Origin of the sequence: Aneurinibacillus tyrosinisolvens (assembly GCF_001015055.1) — a bacterium.
GTDB lineage: Bacteria > Bacillota > Bacilli > Aneurinibacillales > Aneurinibacillaceae > Aneurinibacillus_A > Aneurinibacillus_A tyrosinisolvens.
This window is the reverse complement of record NZ_BBWZ01000001.1, coordinates 26144-38862: the sequence shown is the minus strand read 5'-3', so window position 1 is coordinate 38862 and position 12719 is coordinate 26144. Positions and strand designations below refer to the sequence as shown.

The 12719-nt window shown below is 44.6% G+C and carries 9 protein-coding genes; 3 read left to right on the top strand and 6 right to left on the bottom strand.

Annotation, left to right across the window (positions count from 1 at the left end; all coding sequences use genetic code 11):
- Nucleotides 1-26: 26 nt before the first annotated feature.
- On the bottom strand, nt 27-4331 hold the full coding sequence (locus MBEAL2_RS28710; protein ID WP_052947325.1) for a phosphodiester glycosidase family protein: 4305 nt from the start codon (nt 4329-4331) through the stop codon (nt 27-29).
- A gap of 359 nt (nt 4332-4690) precedes the next feature.
- Here MBEAL2_RS28710 and MBEAL2_RS28705 point away from each other — a divergent pair, with 359 nt between their 5' ends.
- The gene (locus tag MBEAL2_RS28705) at nt 4691-6412 is read left to right on the top strand and encodes a metallophosphoesterase family protein (RefSeq protein WP_052947324.1); all 1722 of its coding nucleotides are present in this window, start codon (nt 4691-4693) and stop codon (nt 6410-6412) included.
- A 39-nt stretch (nt 6413-6451) separates the two neighbouring features.
- On the opposite strand, the gene MBEAL2_RS00180 is transcribed toward MBEAL2_RS28705, so the two are convergent.
- The 4 genes from MBEAL2_RS00180 to MBEAL2_RS00165 form a co-directional block, all read right to left on the bottom strand.
- Nucleotides 6452-6784: an ASCH domain-containing protein gene (locus tag MBEAL2_RS00180; RefSeq protein WP_047150331.1), complete on the bottom strand. Its 333-nt coding sequence runs from the start codon at nt 6782-6784 to the stop codon at nt 6452-6454.
- Nucleotides 6785-6943: 159 nt separating this feature from the next.
- The gene (locus MBEAL2_RS00175; protein ID WP_439644810.1) at nt 6944-8293 is read right to left on the bottom strand and encodes an APC family permease; all 1350 of its coding nucleotides are present in this window, start codon (nt 8291-8293) and stop codon (nt 6944-6946) included.
- A gap of 380 nt (nt 8294-8673) precedes the next feature.
- Nucleotides 8674-9213: a hypothetical protein gene (locus MBEAL2_RS00170; protein ID WP_052947323.1), complete on the bottom strand. Its 540-nt coding sequence runs from the start codon at nt 9211-9213 to the stop codon at nt 8674-8676.
- A 12-nt stretch (nt 9214-9225) separates the two neighbouring features.
- Nucleotides 9226-9606: a permease prefix domain 1-containing protein gene (locus MBEAL2_RS00165; protein WP_269082431.1), complete on the bottom strand. Its 381-nt coding sequence runs from the start codon at nt 9604-9606 to the stop codon at nt 9226-9228.
- A 117-nt stretch (nt 9607-9723) separates the two neighbouring features.
- On the opposite strand from MBEAL2_RS00165, the gene MBEAL2_RS00160 reads away from it, so the two are divergent.
- Nucleotides 9724-10779, top strand: coding sequence for a DUF2642 domain-containing protein (locus MBEAL2_RS00160; protein WP_047150329.1), 1056 nt, complete (start codon nt 9724-9726; stop codon nt 10777-10779).
- 151 nt (nt 10780-10930) lie between these two features.
- The gene (locus MBEAL2_RS00155) at nt 10931-11602 is read left to right on the top strand and encodes a YwrJ family protein (RefSeq protein ID WP_047150328.1); all 672 of its coding nucleotides are present in this window, start codon (nt 10931-10933) and stop codon (nt 11600-11602) included.
- Between the two features lie 88 nt (nt 11603-11690).
- Here the strand turns inward: MBEAL2_RS00155 and MBEAL2_RS00150 are convergent, their stop codons facing one another.
- Entirely contained in the window at nt 11691-12662 is a 972-nt protein-coding gene (locus tag MBEAL2_RS00150; RefSeq protein WP_047150327.1) for a magnesium transporter CorA family protein, read from the bottom strand.
- Nucleotides 12663-12719: the final 57 nt, after the last annotated feature.

The window sequence follows — 12719 nt, the reverse complement described above, 5'->3', positions numbered from 1 at the left end:
AAAAATCCAGGTTGCTCTTCTGTGATTCACTTTAAAACTGCCGGTTCAGCAAGACTTATTCCAATGTTATCCAGGTCATTGCCGTACTTGTCCACTACATATACTCTCACAGTGTAGCCCTCACCCTTAACATTAAAGAGCGCAGAAACCTGCTTCGCCTGTTGGATATCCATTTCGTGGGCAATCAATCCTGCCGGCACCGTTCCTTTCATTAACTGAAAGACCACTACTTCTGTTCCTTCATGCCTAGCAGCCGAAGGCGTAATCGTAACAGTTGCTTTCATATCACGCTCAGTATTGAGTAAACCATTCGTGATAGAAAAAGGTTTGGTGCCCGGAGCCGGTACTTCTCCTGCAATATTCAATTGCAATTGTGCTTCTCTCCATCCGGACTTTACGGTAATGGTTACATCTCCGGCTGCCTTCCCTGTTACTGTTCCAGTTCCATCCACCGTTGCTACGGATGGATTACTTGAAATCCATTCCTGTTTAAATGGAGCTGTAATGGGCATCGTAATTGGTATATTGCTGCTCGTAATAAATGTACCGGAAGCATTCAGCTTAACCTGTTCATTTATCTTAATAGTAGAGGGGGCATTCGTAAATGTGATGGTGTCGAGCAAAGGAATAGCATCCCATGTCATTTTGTCACCGTCTACCTTAAGGTTCAGATAATGGTAGAATCCGCCCTGTTCCGGTGTTACATGGGTATACTTTCCGCCGCCGCCGGTGATGACATAATCAACACCCTGGACTTTCTTATATTCGTACGCATGCAGGTCCCCGCTCAAGACAATTATGTTTTTTTCCGGATGACCGCTTTTATATGATCCTAAAAGATTATAGAATCGCTGTGCTTCCGCCGCATTTAGAAACCCGTGGCCGGTTTTAAAATCAACGCCGTCTGCGCTCACTTCATCCGGCGGAATATGCATAAAGATAATAATGTTATTTTGCGCTGTTTTTTCGAGCGTTTCTTTAAGCCACGGCCATTGGGAAGCATCGGACGGCGTAATTCTGCCGGATGCCGAGTCCAGACCGATGATTTTGGTGTTGCCATACTGGTAGGCATATGTCTGCTCACCAAAAGCGCGTTCGTAATCAAGCCGCGAACCGGTACCGGATACCTCATGGTTTCCAATTGTTACAACGTAAGGTGCTTTAAACGCGTTCAGACTGTTTATCGCTTCCTGATAATTGGCCGGCGTATCGTTTTCCACAATGTCACCTGTATAGCCGACTAATTCGGATGATTCCTTGTTTATCCGGTTAATTTGCTCCCGAAGGAGTACATCAGCAGCTGTGCCCAGCTGTCCTGCTGTATAGTAACCGCCATCTCCGATGACGCTCATTTGGAAATGATTCGGATCCTTTGGCTGGCCTAACGGGTTTCCAATAGTGAAAGACCAGGTTTGTTCCGCCGGATTTCCGCTCTTGTCTACTGCAACCACTTTTACTTGATGCTCAGAACCTGGCACCCATTTTGTTTCCGGCATGTAGTAAAGCATATTACTTGCTGCATCTAGCTGGTAGGCCACTTCTGTGCCATCTACTTGCATTTTCGCCTTGATAAAGTCGACACCCGTATAATCATCTGTAATTTTTACGGCGATTCGCGGTTCATCCGTACGGGTCGTAATTCCGTTCATCGGACTGATAATTTCAATGGACGGCGCCTTTGTATCCGGACCTGTGTCTACTGTAAAACTCCATTTTGCCGAAGGAACGGCCGGATTCCCCGCCTTGTCTGCGGCGTTAATTTCTACCGTATGCTGTCCGTCTGCCAAAACCGCAGAAGGTTTAAATGTAATATTTGCCGTATCCGGGTCATAGGCGAAAACGACTGGATTTCCATCCAGTGTGACTTTAATGGAAGCACCGTCCACTCCTGATTTATCATCCTGGATTGTCGCCAGCATATTTGGCATGTTATTGTGAATCACTCCACCTGAAACCGGTGTAAGGTTAGTAAAAGAGGGCCCTGCTAAATCCTCATTTGTCTCCCCGTAAACAGCCCGAATGTTATCAACATAAATGGCACCGCTGTTTTTATTGTTATTGCTCGTTTCCATAACGCGGACAGCAAGATCTAATTTTAATGGTGTTGGTTTTGCTGCAGGAATTGTGGCTTCGACATATTTCCAGCCAATCCAATCAACCCCGGGAACTGAACCTGTCAAATCAATAGCAATGGTGCCGTTATTGCCGTCTCTTAATTGTGCACGGAGCCAGTGTCTTTTCCCGTCACCATAAACCCACATTCCGATTTTTTGCGGGTAGCCATCAAGCGTGATTTTTGTTTTCGGGAGGGCATACGCACCAGATGTTCCTGTTTTCCCAGTGAAGTCATAAGAAAGCTTTAGAGCATGATTACCGAAACGAACAGGGTCCGGAGCGACAGAATCACTAATATCTATCGAATTGAATGCAGCACCGGATTTCGTCCACTGGCCAATTCCATTCTCAAAGTCTTCCAGAATAATAGGCGGTTTACCTACATCTACTTTCACAGTTGATTCAATATTTCCGAAACTAACCCGGATGCTTCCCGTTCCTGTTTCATTCTTCGCAGTAAATTTTCCGTTCCCATCAATACTTCCGATGTCACCGATGACTTCCCATTTAAAAGCATTAGAATCAGCGGTTACAGGCAGCCCGTTTGCAAAACCAGTAGCATTAACCGTTACCGTCTGTCCAGGATTCACCGTTAGAGGCGATGGGAATATCGAAATACTCGTAAGTTTATCTACCATTTCAACAGGAGCACTCCCTGTTCCAGAACTAGAGGCGGCTTTGATGCTTCCTTTCGCAGCAGCATTGCCTGCAGTGAAAATCCCTACCGAATCTACCTTACCAATCCCGCCTTCGGTTGACCATGCAATTGGATCTTGAATGGCTACAGGGTTGTAGTTTTCATCCATTCCCTTCGTTAAAAGGTTCATGTGGCTTCCCGTGAGAATTCTTGCGTGAGCCGGACGGATTGCAATTTTACTTAACGAACCTTCCGGAGCCGAACTTACTACTAAAAGTGAATTAGCAACCGATCTTTCGCTGCCATCAGAAGGAGAATTCTGAACAGTAACACTTGCGTCCCCGGGCTGGCGTGCAACAAAAGTTGTAGACCCGCCGCCATCAAGGTTAATCGCATCTACCGCACCCATATCTTTCATTAACTGGGCGAGCTCAGGTACGGTAACCCCTTCGCTATAGCCAGGCTGGCGTCCATCGATAACGACAAAGAAAGGAGTTCCGTCAGCTTTTACCCCAACTGCTGTCCGTGGATGAACACCTGTATTAACAGGGTCACTTAAATTGACGTTAATGCTGCCGTTGGTCAACATAACGTGTCCACCAACAGCCTCCTTCACCTGATCCCAGGGAGCCTCCAGCTTTGTAGAAATTTTAATTTCGTCCCCTGGCTTAATCGTGTTTAAAAAGTCTTTGGCTATGCCGTGCCCCGATAGAACAAGCATACCCTCTTGAAGTGGGGCCTTTCCCTGATCCTGGCGCTTTTCGATTACTGTAGCCGAAATTGTTCCATTAGAATTTTCCTGATTGCCAACCACAGGAGGGATTGTATCTCCCGTTGTTACAACCGTGTCACCGCTCGTGGTACCGGTATTTTCTCCAGCAGGGGATCCTGCCATACTGCCTGTACTTGTGGTCTGAGACGTATGTAAAATAACTTCCGTACCGAAATCATTCGTTCCCGTATCCGCAACATATTCCGGAGTATAAAGAATTAACTCATCTGCTCCCCGCCCGCGATTCACTGCGGTAATAGGCCTTTTCTGTCCGTTGACCTCAACCGCACCTGTAAAACCGGGGTTTCCTATCACAGCATGTCCATCCGGCTTAAATCCTACCGCGCCATAACCGCTTGGGCTTTGCAGCACTTTTCCTTCATGCATCATGAAGTCAATTGGAATGCCGTTCGTCATATCATAGAAGTCTCCGTTTATTCCTCCTACGACAACATGGCCCGGCCGGCTGACATCTTTTGCCTGATCGCTTACCTGTTCCATTCCCGCTACTTTTCCATGGGTTGACCCCGCTTCAATATGAGCAAAAGAACTGCCGGGTTGTATTTCCATTTCAAATAGCTGTTGTCTTCCCCTCTGGCTCTGTAATTCTGCTTTGGTCTCCATTACACCGGATGCAATGTTTGTTGTCCATTGATCCGTTACTTTCCCCAGGGTTACATTCTCAGGTATGATAGTTTCCGCTTTTACGATATTTGTATGCAATAAATCCAAAAATCCCGCATTACCAAGAACTAAAGAGGCAAGAGCAACAGCGAACCAGCGTTTCACTACTCTATTCTTCCCCACAGATTCTCCTCCTTATAAAATTGCAAATAATCCAATCTAACAAACAAGTTGGTAGAATATGCATATTTAATAGGTTAGCAAATAAATATTTTTGCAATATAAAGCACATGATAAATTTCCCAACAAGTATTTAACACAAGTTTAACAGTGAAGGTTATTGACTTGTTTCCCACTGTCCACAGGACGAATAATTAAACCAAACTTAATGTAGGTAAAAACCACTATTTAAATAGAAAAAATTACATTATTTTTACCAAATTAAAATAAATGCTGTCACTCATATTTATATTTATACTGTAGATTCAAACTATCTGAAACTGTTTAAAAATACATATAAAAGTAGTGAAAGGTGGCCAACAATGAGACGAATTATCAACAAGGGGTTAAAGCGAGTGTCAGTTCCTTTATTAGCACTCAGTATGATTCTGGTTTCTACCCCCATGGTGTCTGCGGAAGGACAATCATTGCCGGAAAAATCATTTCAAATTTTAAACCCGACGATGGATACGAGCACTGGGGTCAAAGCAACGGTTAAAATTTCCCCGATTCAGGGAAAAAATCATGCAGGCGAAGAAGTTGTCGTTTTTGAACTCATGAATGGAATAACGCCGCTGAGTATTGCTGCAACGGAGAAAGACATTGAAAAAGAGGAGAACTTTACAGTCCACTTCAATGTAACCGGTTCGAATTTGACTGTTAAGGTGTTTGTTGTTGATCGATATGGTGATATTACGAACATAGGAAACAGTCTTGCCGACCCTGTCGATATTAAAAATGGAGCAGGTGGACAGCTTCGCTCTGCAAAAATCGCTGTATTATCTGATACGCATCTAATGGATTTATCTTTAGGTACAAGCGGAGAAGCATATGAGGAATATTTAAGCAATGACCGTAAACTGCTGGGAGAAAGTGATGCCATTCTCAAGTCTGCGGTTGCTTCCCTGAAAAGCAGTGGTGTGCAAATCGTTCTTGTTTCCGGTGACCTGACAAAGGATGGCGAACTCGTTAGCCATAATCGCTTCGCTGCCTATATGACAGAGTTGGAAAATGCCGGGATAAAAGTATATGTTATGGCAGGAAACCACGATATTAACAATCCGGATGCGAAGAGGTTTGACGGGCCAAATGCAACCCCTGTTGAATATGTGTCGCCGTCCAAATTCGCGGAAATTTATAACCAGTTTGGTTACGGGGAAGCAATTGCCCGGGATCCTCATTCATTGAGTTATGTCGTTGAACCTACACCCGGACTGTGGATCATTTCAATGGATTCTGCTTTGTATGACACAAACATTGCAGACCATACCCCTAAAACTGGCGGCGCATACTCCGAGCAGCGCTTTGCCTGGATTAAGGAGCAGCTTGAGAAAGCCCGCCAGCAGGGAAAAACCGTACTTGGAATGACACACCACGGTATTGTTCAGCACTTTGATGTGGAGGAGGCAATATTCCCGGAATATGTGATTGATGACTGGAGAAATGTTTCCAAGGAACTGGCAGACTTAGGCATGAAGGCAGTACTGACCGGACATTTCCATGCCCAAGATATTGCCAAGAAGGAAACAGATAAAGGAAACTTTATTTTTGATATTGAAACCGGTTCGCTCGTAACTTATCCAATTCCGTATCGTATTCTGGAATTCACCCCGGAGAAAAAATTAGTTATCAACACGCAAACCGTACAGTCTATCGATTACAACACAAATGGAAAACCTTTCCCACAGTATGCTAAAGATTTCCTTGTTCAAGGACTTAATGGGCTCGTGCCAAAGATGCTTGCCGGAGAGTTCATGAAGCTGGGTATGCCGCAAGCTCAAGCTTACCAACAAGCATTACAGACATTCAATACACCTGTTGCCGAAAAGGTCACGCTCGGAAATGTTATTGTTAACGCCATGGCCAGCCATTATGAGGGAGATGAAGCCGCTGATCCTGTTGCTACAGGTGTGGCCACGAATCTTTTAAAATCAACTAACCCTGTACAGCAAAAGCTTGGCAAGTTTATTCAGTCACTCATTACTGATTCCTATCCAAAGGATAAAAATATCACCATTGATTTAACTACAGGCCAGGTACAATAATAACGAAAGCTCGCCTCTGCTAAGAGACGAGCTTCTTCTTTACTCATTCATTTCTTGGAATTCATGAACCCATACCTTCATATGCGGAAGCCAGGGCATGCCCGGATGCATAGAAAGAATGTAATTTTTATACTCCTCCACACTTCCGTATCCCTCTCTTTGAATCTCCTCATCATTCAATTCACCAAGAGACTGCTGATACACTCTAGACACCTTATATTTCTTTCCCTCCAGCTCCATCACTTCACCCGGATCCGCATACCTCCCGTTCCGTCTTGTCGCTGTTTTCTTTCCCTGTAAAACCAGTTGAACATCGTCCGGCTGCGTAACCATGCGATCGATCGTACATGTTTTTGGCGGTAAATTCTCCATTGAAACAAATCCCCCTTCATCCTATAACCCTTATCAATACTATATATTAAAATACCCTTTTCCTGTATGCAAAATCAAGTTATAAAACGTTTTCAACTTATTTTCGCAAAAGAAAATGAAAAAAAGAGGGACGCCTGCGCGCCCCCAAAATTGTATATTTTATTGTATCCGGGCAGAATTGGCCGCCGCTACTTTATTTTCTTTCCGCTGCAGCAGCCAGTACAATGGCAATCCAAGGATAGTCAGACCAATCGCAAACAAGGAATCGACCGGTTTGTTGAGGATGGTGCTGACAACGATGTACCCTGAACCTATGATGGCGATAAACGGAATAATCGGGTACAGCGGAACACTATAGGCACGAACCTGGCCGGCATTTCGTTTGCGCAAAATGAAAACGGCAAGAAAAGCTTGAATGTAAAAAATATAGACCGAGAAAATGGCAATGTCAGACAGACGATCCGGGTTACTGACAATCATCATGATGGTGGCCAGAACAACCTGCAGGATAATAGCAGGGACAGGCGTCCCGAATTTCGGATGAATACGCGATAAAGTGCCTGCCGCCGGAAGCTGATTACGCTCTGCCATCGCATACGGCACACGCGGAAAGGTGAGAATTTTTCCGTTTAAGCAGCCAAAAATCGAAACAAGAATTCCAACGCTGATTAACTTTCCGCCTATATCTCCGAAGAGGAGAGAGGCAGCCGTTCCTGCGGAGTTTTCGCCGAGTGAAACAATCTTATTTGCAGGCAGAACATGGAGCATTGCAAGATTGACAAGCAAATAGGCGGCAGTTACGATGGCCAGCCCGCCAATAATCGCGCGCGGCAGCACTTTGGCCGGATTCTTCATTTCTCCAGCGACAAAGCCGACCATCATCCAGCCGTCATATGCCCACAGTGTAGCAAGAATGGCTGCACCCATACTGATGGACGCTGTCGTTACACCGCTGGACATATCAAGAATCTGACTGTTTCCTCTTAGTATGCCGAACACCGCAATCAGCATTATGGGGATTAGCTTTCCGATCGTAGCGGCCGTCTGAACAATCCCGCCGTATTTTGCCCCTAAGCTATTAACAATAGCCAGAAAGAGAACCGTCCCGATTCCCAGCACTGTCTTCCAACTGTCTTCAATCCCCAATAAATGGGCCAGCAGTGATCCAAAATAAAGACCTAAGGCTGCAATGAGCGCAGGACCGTAAATTACCGTTTGGACCCAGCCGCTCAGATAGCCCCAGAATTTCCCGTATACTTCTTCTAAGTAAACATACAATCCGCCGGTCTTCGGAATTTGTGTACTTATTTCAGCAATCGTTAACCCTCCGGCAAGCGTGATAATTCCGCCGAGCACCCATGCCCACAGCGCCATTGTTGAGCCGCCGGCAGATTCAATTACTTTTCCGGGCTTCATAAAAATACCTGAACCAATGACCGTCCCGATAACGATAGACATTGCCATCGTCAGCCCGATATCTTTCTTTAACTGCTTTTCTGTAATCGCTATGATGTCCACCCCCAAAATACAGTTGTCTTTATCAACAATACCTGCATGTATCATATCATACTTTTTCTACAATCTATTTTTTTGTTATGTTTATAGTATTTATATTTGTCAGAACAAAACTGCTTAAACGTTTGAATTCAGAAGGGCAGCCCATTAAACAATCAACAAAATAGGACATATTACCATTCTCGCAAAAGACTATGATAGAGCAATTCATCTTTATACGCAAAATTTATGTTTTATACTAACAATCCATTTGTCCTTTGGTGGTGGACAATATTTTATGCGACCCACTACTCAGGATTGTAACCGATACGGCCAAAATTACGAAGGGCCAGGTGATAAGCCCGCATTGCGAATGACATTCCACGATTTGTTTATCATGCGTTTTTTCTCCCTGTCCAGAAGATGGTGGCCATGCATAGTACGGCCGCCCCCCCGGTAATGACAAGCAGCATAAAGAGTCCAACAGCTGCCATGAACGTGTCATCCCCTGGAAATTGAGGCTCTAATGTCAGCAGCCGATAAACGGCGAACGCTGCCAGAAGCCAGTAGAATCCGCTGCCTGTGGCGGCAATTTGCATTCGTTCCTTAAACGATCCGCTCCAGTTTTTTCCGAACCACATCCAGCCCAAAATGCTTGCTGCAACGGCAAAAGGAGCATAGATGAAAATAGGAATAGAAAGATGCGTTTTTGAAGCAAGGAGTATATTACCGAAAAATAACAATGCGACCAGTCCAAAAAGAGCGACATTATATAAAAATACGGCCGCACCACACACCCAGGCATTCGTGAAAATTATACCGTCCCCACCTGCCCATTTTCCTTGAGAACGGTGAAAGTGAGGAATGTGTTTTCGAAAAAGGAACACGAGTAAAATCCCAATCACACTGCTGATAAACAATGTTTCAATCACCATTGATTCTCTTTTTCACCTTAAAACCGTACTGGCGTCCAAGATAAATCCCCATAAACAGCAGGAGAGAGCATAAAGAAAAAGGAGGATCACTTTTTTCTCAGCGAACATGCGCCAGGTGACCTCTTTTATCTCCGGCTTCAAACGGTCCTGCAAATAGAGAAATGCAATTCCGGCGAGGAAAAAGAGACTGTTGAGTATGAACAGAATGAAGGTTAGCTTTCCGACAAACAATGGCCTGGCTTCTCTGTAGCCACTGGCAATTTCCTCTGGATTCCCGAGATCTTCAACGGCCCGGGTAAGTGCGTGTTGGGGCGTCACTCCTTTGGCTTCATAGCTGGCAGCAGCTTCTTCAATATGTATTTGGAGCTCTTTTTTTACCGCTTCTGGTGAAATCGCGGAATTATTCGCTTACCCGCATAAATGGGGCAAGTATGTAGAACGCTTGGCTACTAAGCGGCGTAAGAATGGAGTATAAATCTCATTATCGACAAATGGAAGGGGACAAATGCTATGCAAACCCAAATGAGGACGCCTGACTTTCAATCGCTGCTCGGTAAAACAATAAAAATTAATAAAGGAGGATCTGAATCCAGGACCGGGCTTCTGCTAGCGGTCAAACCGGATCACCTCGTCTTACAGAGTGCTGAAGACGGAATCTTGTACTACCACACCAATCACATTAAAAGTGTAATTGGTCATACGAAGGATGAGTTTCATGCCGCCTATGTCCAGAAAACAAGCAAAAATAACGAAAATACTCCAGAGGCCGCAGCCGCACCGGATGCTCCGGTAGCAGCCGCCCACATTGATGCATTAAACTTTCAGGATTTGCTTATAGCTATGGAAAATGAGGATATCCGCATCGATCGAGGAGGACCTGAATCAAGAATCGGCCGCCTGCTGTCTGTGCAATCCGATTATATTATCCTTCAAACAGAGCAAGAGGGGGTTCTGTTTTACCTTACTCACCATATCAGAAACGTAAGTATAGTCGTGCAAGAAGCAGCAGCCTCAGGGCAGCCGGAAGCTGTGGCAGCAGTCCAGGAAGCCCCTGTATATCCAAAGGCCGAGAATTATGCGGGACTGCTGCAGGGACTCCAGTATTCCTGGGTGCGGATTAACCGAGGCGGCCCTGAGAGCATTGAAGGCGTTCTTGTAGAAAGTACAGACAGGGAGCTTACACTCGTTGTAAACCAGGAAGTATATCGAATTCCTGTTTTCCATATGAGAAATATCGGCCAAATTGTAGCACAGGCTCAGCAGGCGCAGCAAGAGAACACTGAGGATGCATCAGCCGCAGCAGGTAATCAGGAAAACCAGGCGGAATCTTCAACGGAATCAAATGACCAACAATCCGCGAATGAAAAAAGTCGAGAGAAGAGAAGCCGGGACTACATCCGGGCCAGCAGCCGGAGCAATCTCTTGAACAGCAGAAGCAGCAGAGAACAAAGTGAAAGTACTGCCAACCTTCCGCGAAGGCTATCTCAGACTCTTCACTTCTTAAGTGATACACTAAGCGTTCCCCTCGACGATCTCGCAGCGCCTTACCAAAGACGCCGCTTCTAACGCTCTCCACAGCTTATGACCTTATTCGCGATTCTTTTTCCCGCCAATTCCTTTATTTGTTCACAGGTGCACTGGCTGCTATTGCATCCAGTGCACAGATTGGCGTCAGCAATTTAGATGGAATGGCTATTTTATTGAAGGGAGGCCTAATTTGGATAATTTAACATGTCTCCTCGGAAAAAACATTGAACTAGAACTTTCAGGAAAGATACAACACATCGGGATTTTAACCGATTTTGGAAAAGACATTCTGGTTATATATAACGGTGAGAAATTTCTTTACATTCCCCTTACCCATATCCACCATTTCCAGCTATACCAAACTATGGACAACAGTCTGGATATTGAAGTTCCTGAAAAAAGCGGACTCGAAATGCCTGCAGACAGGATTTCTTATCGAAATACACTCTACAATGCAAAAGGAATTTTCTCTGAAATTTACGTGGCGGGAAACCATTCGTTCCACGGGTATGTAAGAAATGTACTGTCCGACTACTTCGTATTTTATTCCCCTATTCACAGAATGGTGTTTATTTCTCTATACCACTTAAAATGGCTAATCCCTTATCCGGACAACCGAATTCCTTATTCACTTCATACCGATCGGTTTCCTGCCGATGAGTCCGCCATAACGTTCGCCCGAACATTTAAAGAACAGATAAAAAAAATGGAAGGAAGAATGGTTATGCTTGATCTGGGGGAAACCGCAAATAAAGCGGGCCTGCTTAGCAAGGTGGACGATACGATTATTGAGTTAGTTATGCCGTACGAACAAAAGCTGTATTGGAATACACAGCATATTAAAACGATATCGATGGCATAACAAATGAGCCGGGGCGCCGAAAAAAATCACAGGGAACGCAGTCTTCTGCATTACACGGCAGGCTGCATTTTTTTTATGAAATTTGGCCCTATTTTATAAACCGCCTTCTCAAATACCAACCCATCCACCATGACAGCACAACTAAAAAAATAAAAATTGCCAGCGTGGTATACGGAGAATGTTGAAAAGGCAGCGGCACATTCATGCCAAAAAACCCGGTAATAAACGTTAGCGGAAGCATAATGGTAGAGATAATCGTAAGGATATTTAAGTTTTCCGTCGTTTTGGCGCTGACAATCGAATAATACGTATCAAGCGCACTGTTTACAAGTTCCTTAAAGGTTTCCGTAGAGTCAGCGATCCGCTCCAGGTGATCCTGCAGGTCAATATAGAACGGCATATTTTCCTCACGGATATCAAAAAGCCAGCGACCGCCTACATTTGCGAACACCCTCTTCTGCGGGAGAATGACCCTCCGGATTAAAATGAGCGTTCTTTTTAAGGCCAGGAATTCTTCCGTAACAAGCTCCATGCTATGCTCATACATTTCATCTTCAATTTCATCAATCCGTATACTAATCCGATCCAGAATAGGGAAGTATTCATCCGTAATTCCATCGATAATCGAATACAGCAAATAATCCGCGCCCTGGTTCATATAATTTTTATTTTGTATACAGGCCGCCGCGACTTTTCCAATCGACGTCATCGGCTGTTTATGGATCGTTACTACATAATTACGACCTACAAAAACATTAAGCTCAATCGTCGTAATCTCATTGTCGCTTTCTTCATGGTAACGCAATGCGTGGAAAACAAAGAAATGATAATCTTCATAAGCATCCACCTTGGCTCGCGGACTGTGGTGGAGGCAGTCTTCAATCGCCAGGGGGTGAAAGTTGAAAAGCTGCGCGATATACTGAAGTTCCTCATTGCTAATATTGAACAAATCAATCCACAACAAATCTTCATTTGAAAGAAGAAAGTCATGGAGTGAATTCAAATCCATATCATGATGCATTTTTTGTTCTGAATGATTGTAGAAATAGGTTTTGATCACATTGTTTCCCCCCTTATACGTAAAAAAGCCTCTCCAAAGGTATTATTGTCACCGGGA

What these genes read in the sequence shown, in the direction of transcription:
- MBEAL2_RS00160 (WP_047150329.1), top strand. Translation starts at nt 9,724, where the DNA reads ATGCAAACCCAAATGAGGACGCCTGACTTTCAATCGCTGCTCGGTAAA.
- MBEAL2_RS00170 (WP_052947323.1), bottom strand. Translation starts at nt 9,213, where the DNA reads ATGGTGATTGAAACATTGTTTATCAGCAGTGTGATTGGGATTTTACTC.
- MBEAL2_RS28705 (WP_052947324.1), top strand. Translation starts at nt 4,691, where the DNA reads ATGAGACGAATTATCAACAAGGGGTTAAAGCGAGTGTCAGTTCCTTTA.
- MBEAL2_RS00180 (WP_047150331.1), bottom strand. Translation starts at nt 6,784, where the DNA reads ATGGAGAATTTACCGCCAAAAACATGTACGATCGATCGCATGGTTACG.